Consider the following 24,077-nt stretch of genomic DNA (forward strand, 5'->3'; position numbering starts at 1 on the left):
GGAAAAAATTCAGGCGACTCCCGGAGAGATAGTAACTTCTCCGTCCGGACAAGCCGAAGCATGGGCTTCTCACACTGCGGATTCGGCGGGGTGGTTCCGGGGCGATTACCTTCATAATGGTTATGGCTTGTTTGATGTTGCCTCAAAACAGGATAGGACAGTGTTGCTGGAGGCCATGGGAAATTATCTCGTGTATGTAAATGGGGTGCCGAGAGAGGGGAACATGTATGGCTACAAGGACACATGGGATCCATGGGAGCCGGCATTCGATTACTCCATGATTCCAGTTCAACTCAGGAAAGGAGACAACCAGCTCCTTTTTTTCTGCGTTCGTGGAATGTTGAAGGTCAAGATCGAAGACGTTAAACCAGGTGTGTTGTTCAATGCGAAGGATGTTACTCTACCAAATTTTCTTGTTGGGGAAAAAGTAAACTATTATGCCGCTGTAACAGTGATAAACGCAACAGACCGACCGCTTCAGAGTGCTTACTTAGAAGCATATAACGACAGCGGATATTCGTCGGAGACGGAAGTGCCAATCATACAACCGATGAGTATCAGGAAAGTTGGATTCAAACTTGTCGGTCCTGCACCTTCATCGGCCGGAACGATGTCAGTCAACCTGAGAATTTTGGACGGCATAACTGCGGATGCACAAGAACTTGCCAGGACCGAAGTTTCCGTAAAAATCGTTCCGCCAACATCTACTCATAATGTGACCTTCATAAGCGATATTGACCACAGCGTTCAGTATTACAGCATCGTTCCGCCGCGAAATCTGGATTCGACGAACAACAGTAAACTAAAAGCGTTGTTCCTGTCGCTTCATGGCGCCGACGTCATCACGACCAACATGGCGAATTCATATTCACCAAAGACATGGGGGTACATCGTTTGTCCAACCAACGGCGGTCCGTATGGCTACGACTGGGAAGATTGGGGCAGATTGGATGCACTTCAAGTTCTTGGAATTGCAGAATCGACGCTCAACATCGATCCCGATCGCATTTACCTGACGGGCCATTCAATGGGAGGCCATGGAACGTGGATCATCGGGGCACAGTATCCCGATCAGTTCGCCGCAATCGGGCCGAGCTCAGGCTGGGTGAGCTGGTGGACTTATGTCTTTCATCATGATTCTGTAGCGACGGCGATGGACAAGATGCTGAGGAGATCGACGACACCCTCCAATACCTATCTCCTTGATCAGAATTACAAGCAGCTCGGGCTGTATATCCTTCATGGAAGCAAAGACGACAACGTGCCGGTGACTGAATCGGTTGACATGGCGGACACCCTGAGCAAATTCGATAAAGATTTTACATTTCATGAAGAAATGGGAGCGGGACATTGGTGGGGACTGAACGATCAGGCAAGTACCGACTGCGTAGATTGGCCGCCGATGTTCGATTTCTTTGCGAGACATGCAAGACCGGGTGAAGAAAGGGTTGAGGACATTGATTTTACCACAGCAAGTCCGGGCGTATCTGCAAAAGACTACTGGCTCACAATTTATGCTCAGGAGAAGCAATTAGAGATGAGCAGAGTAATTGTCAAATTTGTTCCTTTCCCGAAGGGGCAGGCAAGCAACCTTTTTGTGGGGACGACCAGCAATGTAAAGATCATGTCTTTCGATTTGAGCATGACGGATAGGAGCAAGCCGCTTGATGTCAGCCTCGATAGCACGAGGGTTGATGGAATCTCAGTACCGTCTAATGCGGACAGACTTTGGCTGGAGAATGAATCCGGGGAATGGAAGGTAACATCGGAGCCTTCGCCTAACGAAAAAGGGCCCTCAAGATACGGAACGCTCAAGGATGCATTTCGGCATGATGTCATTTTTGTATATGGCACACACGGGACTGAAGAAGAGAACAAATGGGCGTTTGACAAGGCGAGAGCCGATGCGGAATCTTTTTGGTATCATAGAGGGGGCTCCGTCGATATAGTGTCTGACAGAGAGTTCAAAGCCGACGTAGATCCCGACAGAAATGTAATTTTGTACGGGAACGAGTCGACCAATTCCGCGTGGGATGAAGTGTTGAGCAGCTCGCCAGTTAACGTTTCAGACGGGAAGCTGACTTTTGGCCACAAGGTAATGGATGGTAGAGATTATGCATGCTTCATGGTGAGGCCGAGAAAAGGAAGCGCGAGTGCTAGTGTCGGTGTCGTGGCTGGAACCGGCATAGTTGGTATGAGACTAACCTTCATTGTCCCATATCTTCAACCATGGTTTTCACTCCCCGACCTCACGATTCTGAATTCGAGTATTTTCTCGCGAGAGAAAATGAGTGCCGCCTTCACAGGTCAGAAAAATGGAGGCGGAATCGGTTTCGGTGGAGAGAGAGGAATAAAAGTTGCCGGTTTCTTCGGCCTCGACTGGTCGGTGGCATCAGGAGAATTTGTTGTTGAGAAATAAAATTTTTTCAGCGAGAACCTGAAAAGTTAAAAGAATCGATTCGTCTTATGACCGAATCAAAATGGATTCGGAGAAGATTTATGAAAAAATTTACGAACATCGTTGTCATACTTATGGTGAGCGGTACAGCTTACCCTCAAATCCCGCAGGGGCAAAAAATATTTCCGGTTCCGCAGATTCCATTTTCGCCGAAGGAATACGTTTGTTATCATACCGCCGGATCAATCGACGTGGACGGAAAACTTGATGAGGAATCCTGGAAGAACGCCGCATGGACCGAGTATTTTGTTGACATCCAAGGAAGTTCGAAGCCTGCTCCACTTTACCAAACCAGGCTGAAGATGCTATGGGACGACAGGTATCTCTATATTGGTGCAGAAATTCAAGAACCGAACCTGTGGGCTACGTTGAGGCAGAGAGACACGGTGATCTTTCGCGACAACGATTTCGAAGTGTTCATTGATCCCAACGGAGCAACACAGCCTTATTATGAGACGGAAGTGAACGCCCTGGGAACTGTTTGGGATTTGCTTCTTCGCGAACCTTATCGGGACGTTGACAGGGCGGCGGTAAATGCATGGGACATAAAAGGCTTGAAGATCGGCGTTGTTTTCCACGGCACTCTGAACAACCCATCCGACGTAGACACCGGGTGGACCGTCGAGCTGGCATTCCCGTGGTCTGTGCTCGGCGAGTGTGCGATAGGAAGTGCTCCGCCGAAAGAAGGATCGCAGTGGCGGATAAATTTCTCGCGTGTCGAATGGCGAAGCGAAGTCGAGAACGGTGCATATGTGAAGGAGACCGATCCAGTTTCCGGGGAGACCTTGCCCGAATATAATTGGGTCTGGTCGCCACAGGGATTAATAAATATGCATTATCCTGAGATGTGGGGCTTCGTCCAATTTTCTACCCAGACTGCCGGCCAGGGTATTGAACAATTCAAATGGAATCCGGTTGAAGATGCAAAGTGGGCGTTGAGAAAAATATATTATGCTGAAAAGGAATACTTCCTGAACCATGGAGTCTTTGCCGACGAGATCTCAAACTTAAATGTCAAAGTCGATTCCCTAAAAGGATACTCGTCGCAGATGAAAATTTTCACAACGCCGAGTTTGTTTGAGGCAATCTTGACAAGCGATGATGGGAACATGCTTGTCCATATCAACCAAGATGGAAAAACCTGGGAAACTAAAGCTAGATGAGATGGCACTTCGCAGTCATTTGCCCGATAATTTTCTTTTCCATTTCTGTTTCCGATGCTCAGACGATGGTTAATGTCGTTCCTAAGCCGGATTCGGTTACGATGGAGATTGGGTCGTTTTCGCTCTCTCGTTCTACCGGTGTAGCTTTTTCGGACAGTCTCGATAGTCTCGGTTCTTACTTACTTCAACAGTTGAAAGAGTTTACTTATCTCGATCTTTCTCGTGTTCGCTCAAAAGACCGTAATGTCATTTCTATCAAGATCGATTCAAACTTTGCAGGCTCTGATTTAGAATCATATCAACTCGACGTCTCTTCAAACAAGATCGTCTTGAAAAGCAGCTCGGAGGTTGGCTTATTCAGGGGAATACAGACTCTGCTGCAGTTGATACCACTCCCGAGCTCAAGGAGCACGAAGAGTTATCGTATTGCGTGCTGCCGCATTGAAGATCATCCAAGATTTGGTTGGCGCGGACTGAATCTTGATTGCGTACGCCATTTCATGACTAAGGATTTTATCAAGAGGTACATCGATCTCCTGGCTTATTACAAGTTCAACGTGTTTCACTGGCATCTGACCGATGATCAGGGATGGAGAATCGAGATCAAGAAATATCCGAGGCTGACTCGAATCGGTGCATGGCGGAAAGAACCTGACGGCGCAATATACGGAGGGTATTATACGCAGGATGACATAAAGGAGATCGTTGCGTACGCGAAAAGCCGGTTCATAACAGTCGTTCCCGAGATCGAGATGCCCGGACACTGTGAAGCTTCGCTCGCATCCTACCCCGAGAACGCTTGTGTTGCCGGCCCGTTCGAGGTTGGCATCCGTTGGGGAGTGTACGAAGACATTTATTGCCCGGGGAAAGAATCGACCTTCACTTTTCTAGAGGATGTTCTAAAAGAGGTTATGGATCTGTTCCCGTCCCATTATATCCATATAGGCGGTGATGAAGTACCGAAGAACGAGTGGAAAGAAAATGATTCCTGCCAGGAGTTGATGAAGCATGAAGTGCTGAAGAATGAAGACGAGCTTCAGAGCTATTTCATAAGGAAGATCCAGAATTTTCTGGAGTCAAACGGGAGAGAAATTATCGGATGGGATGAGATACTTGAGGGGAACGGCCCCGACAGTGGCGCAGTCGTTGAATCCTGGCGCGGAGTTGACGGTGCCATCATGGCGACAAATGAAGGACTTGAGACGATAGTGTCGCCCGGGGATTATACATATCTGAGTCAGGGCCCCGAGGGCTTGAGCCTCGACTCTGTCTATTCGTTCGATCCGATCCCTGGTGCATTGAACCCGGGCGAGCGAAAACTAGTGTTGGGAACGGAGGCGAGCATGTGGACAGAACGAGCACCGCAGGAGACGGTGGACAGCAAAATGTTTCCAAGGCTCCTGGCGATATCCGAAGATGGGTGGACGCTTCCCGCAAACAAAGATCTTGCTGACTTCCACAAACGATTGAAAATTCAGTACGATCGTCTCGCATTTATCGGTGTCGATTACGGGTTGGAGAAAAAAGCCATAACCTTTCAGACACGATTTGACAAACGAATGAACCGGTTTTTTGTAACATTGAAGCGAGCGCAGAAAAATATCCGGATTCGATATACAATTGGCGATACGCTCACTCTGTCTAATTCAAAAATTTATAACAGTCCAGTGAAAATCAAAGGAAGTTCGACGTTCATTGCTCAGGCCGAAATGAAGGAAAGTCTCGTGGGAAATCCGGAGATATTGTCTTTTATCGTTGACAAAGCGTTGAGCTCTGCAGTGACGGTGAAACAAACTTGTGCCCCGCAATATTCCGCCGGCGGGATGAATTCTCTTGTAGATGGCGTCCGTGGCACGATGAATTTCAGGGATGGCTTATGGCAAGGTTATCAGGGGGTGGATATCGATGCGACGATCGATCTCGGGATGGTGAAGAGTATTTCTGAGATAGGTGCAGGATTTTACCAGGACTCCGGTTCGTGGATTTTTATGCCCGACACGGTTGAATATTATGTCTCCAAAGATGGAAAGAATTTTGAAAAGATCGGTATTGTCAAGAATAGTATAACTCAAAAGGATCCGGATCCGATCAAAACAGATTTCGCGCTAAAGTTTGAAGAGAGAAACGCTCGCTATTTTAGAATCGTCGCGAGGAACATAGGTGTCTGTCCGCCGTGGCATCCGGGTGCCGGAGGGAAAGCGTGGCTGTTTATAGATGAAATTTTTGCTGACTAAAGTATGAAGACAGTTCTGGCCTTAAGTATCGAGAGATTAAAATGAGAAAGTCAATTTTGTTCCTTCTTTTGTTTACGGCCACTCCCATTTTCGCCAAGGAGTATTCGCAGCAATATTATCCTGAAACAGACACCATGGTGCTCGACAAGCTGCACAAATGGCATGACGATAAGTTCGGGCTTTTGATGCACTGGGGGACCTATAGTCAATGGGGGGTGGTTGAATCGTGGTCGATCTGCTCTGAGGATGAAGGTTGGGAGCGAAGACAGGATTCTAACTACACAGACTACAAACAGAAATATGAAAACCTGATCAAGACTTTTAATCCTGTTAAGTTCGATCCCGATAGGTGGGCCGCCGCCGCAAAAGAGGCTGGGATGAGATACGTGGTCTTCACAACGAAACATCATGATGGTTTCTGCATGTTCGACACAAAGACGACCGATTACAAAATAACCGGCCCGGAATGTCCGTTTCACACTGATCCGCACGCAAACACTGCCAAGTTCATCTTCGATTCGTTCAGGAAGGACGGATTCATGATCGGTGCATACTTTTCCAAGCCCGACTGGCATTGCCCGTATTACTGGTGGCCAAACTTCGCGACTCCGGACCGCAATCCGAACTATAGCATCAAACGTTATCCTGAAAGATGGAACCGGTTTGTCAAATATACTCAGACCCAAATCGATGAGTTGATGACTGACTATGGCAGGATCGATATCCTCTGGCTCGATGGAGGTTGGGTTCGTAAGAAAACAGATCAGGAGATAATCCGTGAGAAGCTGAGTGCCGACTATGCGACATTTCCGCAAAACCAGGATATCGACATGCCGTTGATTGCCGAGAATGCCCGCAAGAAACAGCCGGGACTGATCGTGGTGGATCGCGCTGTGCCAGGCCCCTACCAGGATTACCTTACTCCGGAAAATACTGTGCCCGACAAACCTCTTTCGTATCCGTGGGAGACTTGCATGCCGATGGCCACGAGCTGGTCTTACGTCCCGCATGACCACTATAAATCCGTCGGCGAGCTCATCCATTTACTTGTTGATATTGTGTCCAAGGGAGGAAACTTCCTTCTGAATATCGGGCCTAACCCGCAGGGCGATTGGTCGCCGACCGCGTATGAACGTCTCAAAGGAATCGGCGACTGGATGAAAGTGAACGGCGAAGCGATTTACAGCACTCACCCAGTTGCTCCATACAAACGAGGAAAAGTCTGCCTGACACAACTGGACGATGGCACGACCTTCGCGATCTATCTTGCCGATGAAGGGGAAAGCATTCCTCCATCAAAAATCCGGATGGATAATATTTGCCCCGCGAAAGATGCAAAGGTGACACTCCTCGGATTCGGTGATACGGCGATCAAGTGGAGTAAAGTCGGTGAAGGATTCGAAGCTGATATACCGAAAGAATTTCAGGATCATCCCCCGTGCGAGCACGCCTGGGTATTGAAGCTCTCGCAGGCCGTCGGGTCTCCTCAAGCGGAGGGCCTGGAAAGGTGAAGAGCTGAAATGTGAAGACGGAACGGTCGATGAAGAACCTCGCGCTTTCTTTTCTATTGGCTGTGGGCGTTATTGTGCCTTGCGCCGATGGACACACATTCAATTTGTCAGGAAATCAATTCCTCCTGGACGACAAGCCTTTTCAAATAATCAGCGGAGAGATGCACTTTGCGAGGATACCGGAAGAATATTGGCGGGCCAGGCTGAAGATGGCGAAAGCGATGGGATTGAACACTGTTTGCACCTATGTTTTTTGGAACATCGAGGAGCCGGAAAAGGGAAAATTCAACTTCAAAGGAAATGCCGACGTTGCGGAGTTTGTTCGAGTTGCTCAGCAGGAGGGCCTTTGGGTTCTCATACGACCAAGCGCTTATGCGTGTGCCGAATGGGAATTCGGCGGATATCCATACTGGCTGCTGAAGGAGAGAAATCTAAAGGTGAGAAGCCGTGACCCTCAATTTCTGAAAATGATGAAAGTGTACTACGAACAACTTGGCAAGCAGCTTGCGCCACTTCAGGTAACCCATGGTGGTCCCATATTGATGGTGCAGATTGAGAATGAATATGGCTCCTACGGGGATGACAAAGATTATCTTAAGACTAATGAACGGATGATGAGAGAGGCAGGATTTGATGTCCCATTTTACACACTGGATGGAATTGATATGGTTTCCAGAGGCTGCGTGGATGGTGCCCTTCCTGCAGTTGACGGGTCAATAAACATCGAGCAGATTAAGGACGTGGTTGAAAGGAATGATCACGGACATGGACCGTTTTTTATTGGAGAGTGGTACCCGGGTTGGTTCGATGACTGGGGAAAACCATTCAGAACAGTTCCGGCGAAAGTCTGCGCGGAACAGCTCGATACAATACTCGCACACGGCCTCTCGGTGAACATGTACATGGCACATGGCGGCACGACGCGCGGGTTCATGAATGGCGCCAATTATTCGGACAATAATCCATACTCTCCACAGATCAGCAGCTACGATTATGATGCACCTATAGATGAGGCCGGTAATCCCACACCAAAATTTTACGCATTGCGGGAGGTCATAAACAAATTTCTTCCGGAAGGTGTTGTGATCCCGAGCGTTCCACCAAAAGAGTCAACTATTGCTATCCCGAAATTAAACTTACAATACGCAGCGGACATAACGCATCTTTTGCCGAAGCCTGTTCACTCGATTGATCCGCTCACATTTGAGGATATTAACCAGCCCTATGGGTACATATTATACAGGGCAAAGGTCAAAGGACCGACGAATGGAACACTTGACATAGTCCATGTGCGGGACTACGCTATCGTTTTCATCAACGGCAAGCGAACGGCCGTGCTGGATAGGAGGCTTAACCAGGAAACGTGTGAAGCGGATATGCCTGATTCTGAAAATACACTTGATATTTTTGTTGAGAACCTTGGACGCATCAACTACGGTAAATTCATAAATGACAATCACAAAGGAATTACCAAGAGTGTCCTTCTGGACGGTCACAGGATTTTGGGATGGCTTGTCTATGGATTTCCTTTTGAAAAGCAACCGGATGTTACTACGCGTCCAGCATATGGAGGACAATATCCTGTAATAAAAGAGGGAAGCTTTGAGTTATCTGAAGTCGGTGACACATATCTTGACATGAGAGAGTGGGGAAAGGGGCACGTCTGGATCAACGGGCACAATCTCGGAAGGTACTGGTATATCGGACCACAGCAGACAATTTACGTTCCGTCGCCATGGCTGATGAGGGGATTGAACACGATCGTAGTCTTCGAAGAATTGAAGACGGAACAAGATGAGGTTGGAGCGATTGAAACGGCGATTCTTAATGATGTACGGAATAGATAGTACGCCGGACATTTCTTTTATAAGGGGGCGCATTTTATATTTTACCAAATTAATAAGTAAGAGATTCAATCGCTGTTGTATCGTTATCGTCGAGTGGATATGTTTTCTCTGAAAAGTTTTACACAAAACACTTTTTGGCAGGCGACGATTGATTTTAGTGAATTCGATTCATTTTGCCAGGACTGTTTTAAAACCTTGATTCTGAGTGCACGCTGATGACAAAGATGGATGGAACGCCGACGATTCACGACGTGGCTCGAGAGGCGAATGTTTCTGTTATGACGGTCTCGAGGTCGCTTAACGAGCCGGAAAAAGTTGCCTCGAAAACTCTCAAGAGAATCAAACAAGTAATAGATGAACTCGGTTACCAACCGAGCCATGTGGCACGTTCGCTCGTCAAGAGGAAAACCAATACCATCGGCATAGTCATGCCGGACATAAGGAATACTTTTTTTAACAGTTGGTTCCGTTCAGTCGAGGATTATGCGAACAAGCTGGGCTATGCCACAATTCTTTTATGCAACACCGACGAAAATTCAGATAGCGAGATTAAGTTTATCAAGTCGTTCCAATCTCACAGGGTGGATGGAATTATAATTGTACCTCACTCAGATGAGTCTATCAGATATCTGGCCGGTAGCGGAATGAATTTCGTCCTCGTTGACAGGATGTGCCCTGAGATCGAATCGGATTTCGTGGTAACCGACCATTATGATGGGGCTTTTAGATTGACGAACTATCTTATCAGACTCGGCCACAAAAGAATCGGAGTACTAAGAGGAGCGGGGGTTCTCTTTCCCGACATGGAAAGGTACGCCGGATTTTACGACGCCATGAGAGCGAACAAGATTGCAGTTCCTCGCGATCTCATTCGCAATTGTGAATTCCATGAAGCAGAAGCTTATGATGTCGTTTTGGAAATGCTGGGCAGGAAGCATCGTCCGACTGCTCTTTTTTCATTCAACTGTCTGATGACTTCGGGTGCGATCAGAGCCATACAAAAAATGAAGATAACAATCCCTGATGATATTTCATTGGCGGGTTATGACGAGATTTCAGGGTACGATATTTTTGAACCGAAAATCACTCACGTTTTGCAGCCGATTGAGAAATTAGGACAGATCGCCGTAAAAGTGCTCGTAAGTAGGATCGAGTTCCCGGATCACGATAGAAAATGCAAGACATTTTTGAAACCGAAATTAATCATAGGTAACTCATGCGGGAGAATAGTGTAGATCTCCATGACACATGTTAGGTTTCTCAATCCGAATCGGGGGAATTGAATCATGATCCGAATTTTTTTGTTGAAACTATACTTATTCCCGGTTATTATTGTTTGAGCAAATATGCGTTATAATGAATATTCCTTCAAACGGTTCAATTTGGAAATCATATTCGTCATCATAATTCAGGTAGCAGGGGGGAAAAATGCAGACTGGTGATCATAGGCTGCTCAAAAGCATAAACGTGCGTCTCGTTCTTAATCTGGTAAGATTGAATAAGGTTATATCGAGTTCAGACCTCGCCCGCATTACAGGCATGCAGCCTTCCACGATATTCAATATCTTGAGAGAGCTAACGGCAAATTCCCACGTGCTGAATCTAGGAAAAGGAGATTCGACAGACAGGGGAGGGAAAAGGCCCTACCTATGGAGCTTAAATAAAGAAGCGGCCTATGCAATCGGTATCGATATCGAAATCGGGCAGCTTACCACAGTCGTACTTGACTTTAGCTCGGAAATTGTTCACAAGAAGGTCAAGAAAATCGAAACTTCGGAGACCCTCACTGAGCTGGTGCGTCAGATAGTCGAAGCAGTCGATGAGATCATTGTGGAGTCGCACATCGATTCGCACAAAATTCTTGGAGTGGGCGTTGCAGTTGCCGGCATAGTGGACAGCGATGCCGGTGTAGTTGTTATGACCGACGTGCTGCCGGAAGTAAATGTCCCCATGCTTGAGGCTATGAAGGAAGTCTTCAAATTCCCTGTGTTCGTCGAAAACAACGCGAATGCTTCGGTAGTAGGTGAAAAGTGGATTGGTGTTGCGAGAGATAGCAAGAATTGCCTGAATGTATTAGTAGAATTTGATAAAGGTGTCAGCGGTCTCGGCATTGGACTTTTACTGAATGAGGAATTGTATCGTGGCTCATCATACTCTGCGGGCGAGATAAATATTGCGATGCCGGATTTGCATGAGGTTCTCCTGAACGTGAGGCCCCATCTTGCTGAGGGACAGGTGTTGAAGAAGTATGACGCTTCTCCGCAGGAACTTGAAATAAGTACGATGATCGATGCTGCAAAACGAGACGATGAAGTTGCGATTTCTTTTTTTCAAAGGCTTGGCTACCAGATAGGAAAGAACATTAGCCGGGTAGTGGCCGCATTCAACCCCGATATGCTTATCCTATCGGGTGACGTAGCTGAAGTGGGGGATCTGATGATTGCTCCAGTGAAAAGCGTCATAGATATGGATTTACTCTCAGTATCGAGCGAAGCATTAAAGACAGTCACGAGTTCGCAGGGGCATTACTCGGTTGCTATTGGAGCCGCGTCTTTAGTCTTAAGCGATTACTTTAAGGTTCCCAATGTCCGTCTGGTAAACGGCCGGGAAGACCTGGATGAAGTAGGCTCTTAGGTATATTCTGATTTTTTTCTTTGTCATTCACCCCTGAATTAACCCAGCCTTCATTTGGAATAAAGATGGTATATTTTTGTTCCGAAAAAAGTCACGCCTGTTACCGCTAACATGCGCCGTGTCGTTGGGCCATGCCTCGTGTTGGCATCAAAATGCGCGTTTTTTTGCGGGGTAATACCGGAAGAATATTTTGGCGATAGTATATTTTTCTTGACAATAAACAAACTACGCATTAACTTGCATGAGTGATTACGACAGCAGGCAATCATAAGTAGGAGGTTCCATCTCATGACAATGATACAGCATCTAAGGTTGTTTCTCACTGTTCTCTTGAACGTTGTCTTAGTCTCATCTGCGATTTGTCAGACGGCAGGCAAGATTACTGGCAAAGTTCAAGACGCCGCCTCTGGTGATCCGCTGCCAGGTGCTAATGTCCTCCTTTTAGGAACGAGCATGGGGGCGTCAACAGATCTGAACGGAAATTATCAGATACGTAATATTCCAGCGGGATCTTACTCCGTACGTGTGACATATATAGGCTACGACCCATTGAATATTACCGTACAGATGGAGGGTGGATTGGACCTAGCTCAAAACTTCAAGCTGCAGGCAGTGGCGCTTAAAGGCCAAGAGGTCGTAGTCACGGCTCAGGCGAGCGGACAAAACGCAGCAATCAATCAGCAACTGTCCTCAATGCAGATTACGAACGTGGTTTCTGCTGCTCGGATTCAGGAACTCCCGGACGCCAACGCCGCCGAGTCAGTCGCAAGGCTCCCGGGTGTATCTGTCCTTAGAACAGGCGGAGAAGCGGATCAGGTGGTCATACGCGGGCTCGCGCCGAAGTATAATCAGATTACAATTAATGGTGTCCAGATGGCTGGCTCAGACCCTAATGATAGAAGCGTGGATTTGAGCATGATATCTTCCTCGTCTCTTAACGGGGAAGAGGTAACCAAAACAATTACGCCCGATGTGGACGCAAATGTCCTTGGAGGTGTCGTGAACTTTGACCTGCGGGAGGCTAGCACCGATAATCAAGGAATTCCAAAGTTTGGGCTCACCCTGCAGGGAGGTTATAATGGATTATCAGACGTGTATAACAGGCTGAACAATTACGTGTATGTTGGATCTGCGGACGACAGATTTCTTGACGGCCGGCTGGGTGTCTTCGCACAAGCATCGTATGAGAGAAGGAACCTCTCCGACAACGAATTGGGAGCAGCATATGGCAAGGGCGGCACAGACCCCAATCCTTATCTGGATACCGATATCTTTATGACACAGAGTGTGACCATCGATGATGTTACTAGAGACAGGCGTCGGGGAAACGGCGTCCTGACTGTCGACTACGATCTCCCTGAAGGGAAGATAATTCTCTCCAACTTCGTCAGCAGTGGCGTCACAGTTACGGATAATCGTCAACAATTTTATAATGTGGAAGTCGGGCCCGTCCAGGATTTCAATGCTATTAGAACGAATAGTACTTTGAATACAGTCACCAATCTTCTCACCGTCGAACATCAGGCAGGGCTTTTCCACGTGAAGGCTACTCTCTCTCACGCTTATTCAGAAACGCGAGATCCTGGTGATTGGCAGGTCAACTTCATTAATGGTACTGATGGCACGCCCAGTTCACTTCTGCTTGGAACTAACGTCGATCCAAAAGACATAGTAAAATCTGCCAACAACGCTCTTGGAGGCGATACCACTAGATTGTACACCGTCCAAACTCAATACACTTTTACACGGGAGCGGAACTACACGGCCGCTCTAGATCTAGACACGCATGTGAGGTTCTCTGACGATATCACGTCGGTTTTTAAGGTCGGCGGCAAGTTCCAGTATCAGGCGCGCTCTTACAACACTGATTACATCGACGGGGAGTCATTCACTTACGCGAGCGGAGCGGGTATAGTGGATTCCCTGAAATCATCGTTCCCCTCACTGCAAACAACTTCCGACGGCAACTCCATTCGGATGGCGGGGCCTGTCTTAGATCCAAATTACAATTACGGGACGTTCCTTGGCGGCGATTACCAGATGGTTCACTCCCTCAACTTCAACTTCCTGCAATCTATGGTTAATTACTTGAACGGCCATCTGAAACAAATCGGCCAAAACATCAATTACAACTATGATATCGGTAATTCTGAACAAAGTGATTATTCAGGACAGGAGGAGATAAGTGCAGCCTACGCAATGGCAACCGTGAACCTAGGGCCAACCCTTTCTGTCATACCAGGCGTTCGATGGCAGCAACTCAGAACAGATTACGTGGCGCTACAGGGAGCAAGAGGCCCGAATCCCTATAGCCAGTACACCAGCAGGCCGGACACTGTTATCGCTTACCACCCTTATTGGCTCCCCGATGCGCTTCTTCGATATAGGCCGTTCGATTGGCTGGATGTGCGCCTTGCTTACACAAACACCGTGTCATACCCGGACTATGCAGCCCTTGCTCCCATCATAGTTGTTAACCAGACGGCAAACACTATCCAATGGAACGGATTTAATCTTAATCCCCAGCGATCCACGAATTACGATGTCGAACTTTCCTTGTATAATAATACAATCGGACTATTTACTGCGGGAGGATTCCTGAAGCAGATAACAGACTTGATCTATCAGTACCAATTTAAACCTAATACAGTGGCCATGCTGGCCCAGTATTACCCCGCGTGGCTTCCCCGTCCGACAGCAATAGGTCCCACCGTTTCGGAGTACGTGAACAACCCATACAGGGTCAACGATTACGGGATGGAGCTTGAGTGGCAAACGCATTTCTGGTATTTGCCCGGCCCCCTTACGGGACTTGTGTTGAATGTAAATTTCACTCACATCTTCTCAAAAGCCTCATATCCGGCATCCTATACCACAAACATCCGGACCGGAGCTTTTGTGGATACGTCATACTATGCACCTCTTCTCTATCAGCCCGATGATATTCTCAACCTGACGATTGGGTACGACTTCATGGGATTCTCCATCCGTGTATCTTCTATCTATTCATCCAAAATTTTTACTCAACCTGAACTTGAACCGGTCCTGAGGGCGTACACTTCTGCGTACAGCCGGTGGGATATCGCAGCGAAGCAGGATTTGCCTTTTCCGGGACTGCAAATGTATTGCAGTCTAGATAATGTCAATGGTGCGAACGATGTCAGTGAGATTTCTTCCCCGATAGCTGTGCCACAAAGTGAACAAAGCTACGGCTACAGGGCGGAACTGGGACTTCGCTACAAATTTTAAACAAGATGCGAAAGCAGATCTATGTTTTTATTTGGAGTGTTCAATGTAAGCTTAGTGGGATCACAAAATCACCGTTCGGCGATCGAAAGGAGGCGGTACGAGGCACGAATGATTTTTTTCCGAAGTATTACCATTTTCGAAAATGGCATGAACGAAAATGGGAACTTAACAATAAAACCTAATCCATTAAAGGAGAAACAGGATGAAACGATTTACCTACTTAGCACTCTTCTTGGTGCTGGGAGTTCTATTTACCTTGCGGGGTCAGTCCTTCGCGCAGGGTAATGATACGCTCGTCATTTATGCGACGCCGATAACAATCTCACTTGACAGTGTCATCAACCATGATCAAGCTCAGGCCACCCATCATCACGTGTATGTTCTGGCCTCAGCGGACACTCCGTACGCATTTGTAAGCGGCGTAGTTGTGAATGATAACGTCACAATTGTCGGCAAGTTGGGAACAAACGGAAGGCCTCCATGTGTTGAACCTGATCCGTCGACGTCCCTCCCCACTGCGCACGACCATCTGTTTACCTTCACCAAGAACGGATCGGTAGTGATCCTCAAGAACCTTTACCTTCTCGGCATCGCCACCGACGGCTCGATCAATGAGGGCGACGGTTTTGGAGTTACTGTGAATGGAGATAGCATACACCTTATCGTGAACAACGTTGTGTTTGAACAGTGGAGCCAGTTTGCAATCAACTACTCCGGAAACTGGGATAAGCTCACCATCACCAATACTGAATTCAGAAATCTGGTCAATCCCGGGAGCGATTACACCGGCGAGGCGATCAGGTTTAGAAATGACCTCAACCGCGACCCGCAAGACTCTGTCGTCATTAAAGACTGCACCTTCTTGGGGATCAACGGATATGTGGCTTGCGTCGGAGTCACCGGGTACATCCGCCTTATCGACTTCGAACATAACACTGTCGTCGGTGTTTATAAGAACCCGTTCTTTTCGATGAACGCCACAAACTGGATCAACCAGCACAATATATACTATGCTGCTTATGCTGGTGGCATGGCAAATGGCGAATATCCCTGGTGGGATCGCATTTGGGCACCTGGCGCAGGCGCGGTCATAGATCTCGATACACTGAACAAACCGATAGCGGGCGCATTTGGAATAGACACCTCGGCCTCAAATTGGGTCTCAGTTGCCGAGGCGGCCAGAAACATCCAGATTAGTGACAATATCTACTTCATGCCGGCATCTATTACCAGCTACGTTACGGCGTGGGATGACACTGCTCATGGATTGGACAGCATCTACACCTGCGGATGGATTAATGCCTACACAGAAGCGATGTTTGCCAACCACTCTAATTTCCATGCAAATGGGAACCTCGTCGGAACCGACCCGGGTTATGGCGCGGGAATCATCGCGATGATAGGCGCGACCGGAACGACGGTTCCATCAGGTGATGGCATCGGATTACTGCCGTGGCTGATGGAGTCGAGAACTAGCGGCGATGTGGCAACCCAATTCTGGGGATACCAGCAGGCGATACCGGACTTCTCTAGCGGAAATTGGGAACCGACATGGCCCTTGCCCGAGGCAACCTCGAATGATCTGAAGTACTCCGCCTCGCTTACGGCAACCGACGGGCAGTACTATGGTGATACGAGATGGTTTGGTGTACCGCTTGGAGTTAAGCCGCTGCCACAATCTGTCCCTGCCGAGTTCCAATTGAGCAATAACTATCCGAACCCGTTCAACCCATCTACGAACATCAGCTTCACAGTTGACAATAATGGGCCGGCCAGTCTGAAGATTTACAATCTGCTTGGTCAGCTGGTGATGACGGTGTACGAGGGGAATGCTCAAGTGCATCAAGCATACAGTTTCAATGTAAACATGGATCGCTTTGCGAGCGGAGTGTATTTCTACACGCTACAGCAGGCAAGCAATTCAATCACTAAGAAGTTGCTTCTCCTTAAGTGATAAATCATTTGGGGACTGCATTTCCGATCTTATCGGGATGCAGTCTCCAAAGAGTTTTACATTTTATCATACGCTGAATGACAGAACTTTTAATTTGAAAACTATTCTTGTGCCGATGAGACAATTTTTGCAGAAAATCATCACTTGCTCATCAGTTTACGCCGCCATAACCGTTTGCATTTTTGGAAGTGCAACGTACGCCAGCGTAAAGGTTGTCGGATATTACACATCATGGAACGCTTCTACTCTACCATTTGACAAAATTGAATATTCAAATCTTACACACATTATAATTGCTTTTGGAACTCCCAATGCGGATGGTTCCATCAGCTTAGACACCGGGATACCATTTCCGCAATTAGTTAGCGCTGCTCATTCAGCCGGCACAAAAGTTCTTATCTCTCTCGGGGGCGCGGGCAGCGGGACGAGTTTTTCTTCAGCCACCAAGGATTCGGCCTTGCGGGCATCTCTTATCAAGAATGTCGTGAGTTTTCTGCAAGAAAATAATTATGACGGTGTAGACATCGATTGGGAAACTCCATCGGATTCAGCCGAAACCGCGCAACTAACTTCACTTATCAAGGAAATGCGGGCTGAGTTTACCCAGGTAGATTCTTCCTGGTTGATCACAATGGCAATCCCCGCCGGAAGTTACGGCGGCCAGTATATCGACATCAGAGGCCTTGTTGGTCTAGTCGATTGGTTCAACGTAATGTGCTATGACTTTGTAGGATCATGGTCGACATACGCCGGACATAACTCGCCCCTTTACCAAGCGCAAAATGATCCAAACCAGGCTGGCTCTGATTCAACCGCTGTGGTGTACTGGGTTTCAAGAGGATCGAGACAAATAAGTATACCGAGAAATAAATTGATACTAGGAATTCCTTTCTACTCTGTTCAGTTCAATGCCGCTGATTTGTATCAAAAGTTGACGAACACGACGACTTCAAATCCGTACTACGCGGATGTAATGAATGATCTCATCTCAGGATGGACTTACCATTGGGATAACATTTGCCAGGTACCCTATTTGACTAATATCGGTTCTGGTCAGTTTATTACCTTCGAAGATACGAATTCAGTTAAGCTGAAAGTTGAATATGCGCTGAGGCAGCAACTGGGTGGAATAATGATTTGGGAGCTTAGTCAAGATTTATATAATGGCAGCCAGTCTTTGCTTGAGACGATCGGCGGCACCGTAAGAGAGCTCACTTCGATTTCGCCAAGATCAACAGTCGCTTCCGATTACAGATTGTATGAAAACTATCCGAATCCCTTCAACCCAACGACGTCAATTATCTATCAGCTTTCCTCAAGCAGCTCCGTGACGCTGAAAGTCTACGATGTTCTTGGACGGGAAGTTAAAATTTTGGTAAATGAGGTTGAAGAGCCCGGAAGATATCGAGTTGAGTTTGATGCGAGCAATCTTTCCGGCGGGACATACTTTTATCGTTTGATGGCGGGAGATTTTTCGCAAACAAAAAAAATGTTACTGCTTAAGTAGTATTAAAAAATAGTTGGAGAAAAAATGCCAGGAGAACAAAATATTATGACCTTCGATTTCTTTGGCGCATATCATGGCTGATACCCGTGCAAACAAAATCACCCCTGCCTTTTGGGTGCCGACATTGTATTTTGCCGAAGGTCTTCCGTTTGTCACCATCAACGTGGTATCGGTCTTGATGTACAAGTCGATGAAAGTGCCCGATGCACAGATTGCCTTTTTCACGACGCTGGTAATTTTACCATGGACACTCAAGCCTTTCTGGGGACCGCTCCTCGAGATGTTTAAGACAAAAAAATATTTTGTTCTGGCAACGCAATTCATAGGAGGGGTCGGATTCGGATTACTCGCTCTTACTCTGAGACTTCCAAATTTTTTTCAATGGTCTCTTGTGCTCCTTGCCATAATTGCATTCAACGGATCGACCCATGATATTGCTGCAGACGGAGTGTATATAAATTCCCTCACTGAAAAAGAACAGGCCAAATACGTCGGTTGGCAGGGGGCGTTTTATAATGTGGCTAAAGTATTGTCTCAAGGCGCATTCGTGTATATCGCGGGAAGACTTGAAATTACCATCGGGGTTGTTCAGGCATGGATGCTTGTCATGGCTGTTTTCGGAGGAATCCTGATTTTGCTAAGTCTATATCACTCAAGGATGCTTCCTATTGGAGGAGAGGCGGGACAAGTCAAGACCGCACGGGAGACATTCGCAACCTTCTGGGATGTCGTGAAGACATTTTTTGGAAAAAGATACATCGCGTGGGGGATCGCATTCATTATTCTTTACCGGTTTGCCGAAGGACAGGCGATGAAAATTGTCCCGCTTTTCATGAGAGCAGATCGTGTCGCAGGCGGGCTCGGACTCTCAACTTCACAGATCGGAATCATCTATGGTTTTTTCCCGCCGGCGGCATTCATTCTCGGTTCGATGCTGGCAGGTTATTTTATATCAAAGAGAGGATTGAAGAAGTCGCTCGTTGTTCTGTGCACGTTCTTCAATATTCCGTTTGTTGTTTACTGTTTTTTATCCTTTATGCAGCCGACAGATCTGTTTACGGTCGGGACGGCTGTCGTGTTTGAATATTTTGGATACGGATTTGGCTTCGTCGGGCTTACACTTTATATGATGCAGCAAATTGCACCGGGAAAATACAAGATGGCACATTATGCTTTTGCAACAGGTGTGATGAATTTAGGTCTAATGATTCCTTCTGCTCTGAGCGGTTTTATCAGCGATTTTTTGGGTTATAAAAATTTTTTCTTATGGGTCATGGTTGCAACGATTCCATCTTTTCTCGTAGCGTGGCGCGTACCGTTCAGGGAGGTAGGGGCTGAAGCGTCAGCGGAGATTGCGACGGAACAGGTTTGCAGTTGAATTGAAAACTAAAATTGAGGACACAAGCTTTTGTGTCATTTCAGGAACTCTAAATGCGTTACGGCTATTTTGACGATAAAAATAGAGAATATGTCATCGAACGTCCGGATGTCCCCGTCTCATGGACGAATTATCTCGGCGTTAAAGATTACTGCACTGTAATTTCTCACAATGCCGGCGGTTATTCTTTTTATAAATCCACCGAGCATCATCGGATAACACGGTTTAGACAGAACGGGATCCCTCTAGACAGGCCGGGGCATTATGTTTATCTGCGTGATGATGAGACCGGAGAATACTGGTCGCTTTCATGGCAGCCCGTCGGCAAGGATCTAACCAAGGCGAAATATGTTTGCCGTCATGGATTATCGTACTCGAAATTCCAATGCGAATATCGGGATATTGAAGCGCACCAGCTTCTTTTTATTCCGCTGAAGGATGACGTGGAAATTTGGGATGTTAAAATAAGAAACATTGGCAAGAAACCGCGCAAGCTTAGTGTGTTTTCGTATCTTGAGTTCTCGTTCCATCATGTCGAGTTAGACAATCAAAATCTACAGATGAGTCTCTATGCGGCCGGCTCAAATTGCAGAGACGGTATTATCGAGTACGATTTCTTCTACGAACCATGGACTTATCATTTTTTCGCTTCGAATTTTGATCCCGATAGTTATGACTGCGTCAGAGATAAATTCATCGGCGATTACAGGACTGAAACAAATCCTCTTGCAGTCGAACGTGGTTCATGCGGGAATAGCAGCGAGCTTGGGGGGAACCACTGTGGATCACTTCATAAGAGATTGATCCTGGAACCCGGAGAAGACGCGCGATTAATATTTATGCTGGGTGTCGGATCGCGCGAAGAAAAAGGCCGGGAAATAAAAAGGAAATATTCTGATTTACAAAATGTCGACGCTGCTTTTGATGACCTGAAAAAATATTGGGATAAGAAAACTAAAGTTTTCCAGTGTAAAACACCGAATCAAGGCCTGAGCACGATGATCAACACCTGGACATTATATCAGGCGGAGACCTGCGTCGTATGGTCACGCTTCGCGTCGTTCATCGAAGTCGGTGGAAGAGTCGGGCTTGGTTATAGAGATACTTCACAGGATGTCATGGCTGTTCCACATACAAATCCTGATGAAGTCAAAAAGCGCATTATTGAACTTCTCTACGGTCAGGTGAGTTTAGGATATGGTCTGCACCTTTTCGACCCTGACGTCTTCAAACCGCAGGAAGATAAATTGCCCGGTGTCAAGCTGCCAACGGTGGTTCCGACTCCGAGCCCGGCATCGATCATACACGGAATGGAAGATGTTTGTTCCGATGATGCATTGTGGATCATAGCTTCTGTCTGCGAATATGTCATGGAGACCGGAGATATTGGATTCTTTGACAAAGTGATTCCATTTGCCGACAACGAGGAAGCAACCGTATATGAGCATCTTAAGCGCTCCTTGGATTTTACGGCGCAGCACACCGCACCGAATGGAATTTGTCTCGGCTTGCGTGCTGATTGGAACGATTGCCTGAATCTTGGCGGAGGTCAGAGCGCCATGGTGTCGTTTATGCATTTTTGGGCGATTAAATATTTTGTGGATGCTGCCAAATACCTTGGACGGGAAGATGACGTCAAGAAATATTCTAAGATGGCTGAGAATGTGCGTACGGCGATTGAACGTGAACTCTGGGATGGTGAATGGTACGCTCGCGGCGTCACAAAGGCAGGAATCAAGATCGGTGTGAAAGAAAATAAAGAGGGGAAAATCTTTCTCGAGAGCAATAGCTGGGCTGGACTATCGGGGGCCGCATCACCAGACCGTGCTCAAAGTGCCATGGATGCGGTCCATAAGTATCTTGCATCTCCGTATGGCATTCATCTTAATTGGCCCGTCTTCACGAAGCCGGATGATGATATCGGTTATATAACCCGCGTTTACCCGGGTATAAAAGAGAACGGATCCATTTTCAGTCATCCCAATCCATGGGCGATAATAGCCGAATGCAAATTAGGACGCGGCAATCTTGCAATGAGGTTATATGATGCATTGTTACCGTATAACCAGAACGATATCATAGAGATTCGAGAATCCGAGCCATATTCTTATTGCCAATTTGTGATTGGAAAGGATCACACGGCATACGGTAGAGCTCGCCATCCCTGGCTGACAGGAAGCGGCGGATGGAACTATACCGCCGTTACAAAATACATACTCGGGATTCGCCCTTCGTATGACGGGCTGATTGTCGATCCATGTGTTCCGTCAGATTGGAAAGAATTTGAAGTGCATCGTCAATGGCGCGGCGCCACCTACAATGTCAGAGTAAAAAATCCGGACGGGGTTCAAAAAGGGGTAAAGTCGTTAGAGTTAAATGGAAAAATTGTCAGCGGGCCGGTCCCTCAACAAAAAGCAGGTTCGGTAAATAAAGTGGAAGTTGTGATGGGGAAAGCAGCTCAAGTGAAGCCGCTGAAAAAAGATCTTGCATTTTCCGAAAAGAAACTGTGATAAGAACGGGAACGGGAATTATCATCGGACTCGTGGCGATGTTCTACGCCGCGAATGCTCAGACAAAAGAAATCGTTGCATATTATCCCGAATGGGGAGCGAAATATAACCGGTATTATGCGAAGGATATTGAAAAGAGAGGAGCCGCAAATAAGCTCACGGTTTTGATATACGCTTTCGCTGAGCCTGGTCCTGATTCCGCAGGAATCATAATCCCTCAATTCATGAACCCTTTTGAAGCGTACCAACGAACTTATTCTGCCGGCATGAGTATCGATGGTGAGGCTGATGACTCGACGCAACAGCTCCGGGGTCAATTTAACCAATTGAAAAAATTGAAAACTCGGCATCCGAATCTAAAGGTATTGATTTCCATTGGCGGCTGGGATGGATCTAAATATTTTTCAGATGCCATGGTAACTTCAAAGTCACGAGACGAATTTGCTGACGCGATAATTGATAGATACATTGTCGGAAATCTCCCGGTCGTGAACACTGCAGGTGGAAAAGGTGCGGCTTCAAATATTTTCGACGGCGTCGATATTGACTGGGAATATCCAATTGACGGAGGACTTCCTGACAACCATTGTAATCCTAATGACAAAGACAATCTTACCGCGTTCTATGCGTTGCTGCGGAAGAAATTTGATTCGATCGATCCCCATCTCATTATTACCGGCGCAGTTCCGTCATCGGAGAAATACGCCAGGCATTACAACATTAAAGATGACCAAAAGTACCTTAACTGGTACAACCTTATGACTTACGACTACGCCGGCGAATGGACGCAGACGACAAATCATCACGCTAATCTGCTTACCTCCATAAGAGATTATTCAGCAATTCCATCATCGATGGATAAGTCTGTTCACTTGTTTATTGATTCATTCGACGTGAATAGTCGAAAGATTGTCCCTGGTGCTGCTTTTTACGGTCATGGATGGAAGAATGTTGATCCGGCAAACGACGGCTTATATCAACATGGAGAAGGAATTACGCTGAGTGACAGCGAAGCCAACTCGCGAGACTATTCATACCGGCGTTCGTCGTTTCTCAGAGGGTTCGAATATCAATGGGACACGCTTGCAATGGCGCCATGGGTTTACAGTAAGAAAGACCGTGTGTTCTGGACTTTTGATGACGCGAAATCGATCGCGTTGAAATCCCGGTACGTTGATGCGTACCACCTTGGTGGAATCATGTGCTGGGAAATTAGCGGCGATGACTCCTCTGGTACTCTTATCGATGCGATGTATTCTGGTGAGATGGCCGACGTTAATATCGAGCACACCCACCTCTGCAAAGGTTTTCCATCAGTTGAATTATACTTAATGTCGAAGCACGATCAGTTTACCGAAGGTGCCAATATCGTCTTGAATACAAAAGTGATAGATCGGAAGGCACCGGTAGTTAAGGTGGAATTTTTCGTCGACGATAAATCTATCGGGTACGATGATGAAGCTCCATTTGATTGGGTCTGGTTTAAAGCCGGCCGTGGAAGACACAAAATCAAAGCTGTCGCAACGGATACTGCCGGGAACGAGCAGATGTCTAATGAAATTACTGTTATGATTAAGGATACTCAACGTTAAGATCGATGCTCGAACGATAACAACGGGTAAAAGACGTTTT

Annotated in this window: 13 protein-coding genes; all 13 read left to right on the forward strand. The window is 46.9% G+C overall.

Translation table 11 applies throughout. The features are described from left to right. Positions 1 to 2,419, forward strand: a 2,419-nt coding sequence (locus tag VLX91_04730) for a prolyl oligopeptidase family serine peptidase (protein ID HUI29501.1), incomplete at its 5' end; no start/stop codon positions are given. Between the two features lie 80 nt (positions 2,420 to 2,499). Then, complete coding sequence (locus VLX91_04735) at positions 2,500 to 3,621, forward strand: carbohydrate-binding family 9-like protein (protein HUI29502.1); 1,122 nt, start codon at positions 2,500 to 2,502, stop codon at positions 3,619 to 3,621. Then, complete coding sequence (locus VLX91_04740) at positions 3,618 to 5,855, forward strand: family 20 glycosylhydrolase (protein HUI29503.1); 2,238 nt, start codon at positions 3,618 to 3,620, stop codon at positions 5,853 to 5,855. The genes VLX91_04735 and VLX91_04740 overlap by 4 nt, the downstream gene beginning before the upstream one ends. A gap of 41 nt (positions 5,856 to 5,896) precedes the next feature. Then, positions 5,897 to 7,366, forward strand: a complete 1,470-nt coding sequence (locus tag VLX91_04745; GenBank protein ID HUI29504.1) for an alpha-L-fucosidase — start codon at positions 5,897 to 5,899, stop codon at positions 7,364 to 7,366. Between the two features lie 29 nt (positions 7,367 to 7,395). After that, the gene (locus VLX91_04750; protein ID HUI29505.1) at positions 7,396 to 9,213 is read left to right on the forward strand and encodes a beta-galactosidase family protein; all 1,818 of its coding nucleotides are present in this window, start codon (positions 7,396 to 7,398) and stop codon (positions 9,211 to 9,213) included. A 215-nt stretch (positions 9,214 to 9,428) separates the two neighbouring features. Beyond that, on the forward strand, positions 9,429 to 10,448 hold the full coding sequence (locus tag VLX91_04755) for a LacI family DNA-binding transcriptional regulator (GenBank protein ID HUI29506.1): 1,020 nt from the start codon (positions 9,429 to 9,431) through the stop codon (positions 10,446 to 10,448). 193 nt (positions 10,449 to 10,641) lie between these two features. Continuing rightward, on the forward strand, positions 10,642 to 11,847 hold the full coding sequence (locus VLX91_04760) for an ROK family protein (protein HUI29507.1): 1,206 nt from the start codon (positions 10,642 to 10,644) through the stop codon (positions 11,845 to 11,847). A 288-nt stretch (positions 11,848 to 12,135) separates the two neighbouring features. Continuing rightward, complete coding sequence (locus VLX91_04765) at positions 12,136 to 15,096, forward strand: TonB-dependent receptor (GenBank protein ID HUI29508.1); 2,961 nt, start codon at positions 12,136 to 12,138, stop codon at positions 15,094 to 15,096. Positions 15,097 to 15,298: 202 nt separating this feature from the next. After that, positions 15,299 to 17,050, forward strand: coding sequence for a T9SS type A sorting domain-containing protein (locus VLX91_04770; GenBank protein HUI29509.1), 1,752 nt, complete (start codon positions 15,299 to 15,301; stop codon positions 17,048 to 17,050). A gap of 115 nt (positions 17,051 to 17,165) precedes the next feature. Continuing rightward, on the forward strand, positions 17,166 to 18,557 hold the full coding sequence (locus VLX91_04775; protein HUI29510.1) for a glycosyl hydrolase family 18 protein: 1,392 nt from the start codon (positions 17,166 to 17,168) through the stop codon (positions 18,555 to 18,557). Between the two features lie 73 nt (positions 18,558 to 18,630). After that, a complete protein-coding gene (locus VLX91_04780) occupies positions 18,631 to 19,935 on the forward strand; it encodes an MFS transporter (GenBank protein ID HUI29511.1) in 1,305 nt (434 codons plus the stop codon). A 53-nt stretch (positions 19,936 to 19,988) separates the two neighbouring features. After that, positions 19,989 to 22,445, forward strand: coding sequence for a hypothetical protein (locus VLX91_04785; protein ID HUI29512.1), 2,457 nt, complete (start codon positions 19,989 to 19,991; stop codon positions 22,443 to 22,445). Further along, the gene (locus tag VLX91_04790; GenBank protein HUI29513.1) at positions 22,442 to 24,037 is read left to right on the forward strand and encodes a glycosyl hydrolase family 18 protein; all 1,596 of its coding nucleotides are present in this window, start codon (positions 22,442 to 22,444) and stop codon (positions 24,035 to 24,037) included. The genes VLX91_04785 and VLX91_04790 overlap by 4 nt, the downstream gene beginning before the upstream one ends. Positions 24,038 to 24,077: the final 40 nt, after the last annotated feature.

The organism is Candidatus Acidiferrales bacterium (assembly GCA_035515795.1).
GTDB lineage: Bacteria > Bacteroidota > Ignavibacteria > Kryptoniales > JAKASW01 > JAKASW01.

Excerpts from the sequence above, each read along its gene's own strand:
- VLX91_04780 (HUI29511.1), top strand. The coding sequence starts at position 18,631 with ATGGCTGATACCCGTGCAAACAAAATCACCCCTGCCTTTTGGGTGCCG.
- VLX91_04785 (HUI29512.1), top strand. The coding sequence starts at position 19,989 with ATGCGTTACGGCTATTTTGACGATAAAAATAGAGAATATGTCATCGAA.
- VLX91_04755 (HUI29506.1), top strand. The coding sequence starts at position 9,429 with ATGACAAAGATGGATGGAACGCCGACGATTCACGACGTGGCTCGAGAG.
- VLX91_04745 (HUI29504.1), top strand. The coding sequence starts at position 5,897 with ATGAGAAAGTCAATTTTGTTCCTTCTTTTGTTTACGGCCACTCCCATT.
- VLX91_04765 (HUI29508.1), top strand. The coding sequence starts at position 12,136 with ATGACAATGATACAGCATCTAAGGTTGTTTCTCACTGTTCTCTTGAAC.
- VLX91_04750 (HUI29505.1), top strand. The coding sequence starts at position 7,396 with ATGAAGAACCTCGCGCTTTCTTTTCTATTGGCTGTGGGCGTTATTGTG.
- VLX91_04735 (HUI29502.1), top strand. The coding sequence starts at position 2,500 with ATGAAAAAATTTACGAACATCGTTGTCATACTTATGGTGAGCGGTACA.
- VLX91_04775 (HUI29510.1), top strand. The coding sequence starts at position 17,166 with ATGAGACAATTTTTGCAGAAAATCATCACTTGCTCATCAGTTTACGCC.
- VLX91_04770 (HUI29509.1), top strand. The coding sequence starts at position 15,299 with ATGAAACGATTTACCTACTTAGCACTCTTCTTGGTGCTGGGAGTTCTA.
- VLX91_04740 (HUI29503.1), top strand. The coding sequence starts at position 3,618 with ATGAGATGGCACTTCGCAGTCATTTGCCCGATAATTTTCTTTTCCATT.
- VLX91_04760 (HUI29507.1), top strand. The coding sequence starts at position 10,642 with ATGCAGACTGGTGATCATAGGCTGCTCAAAAGCATAAACGTGCGTCTC.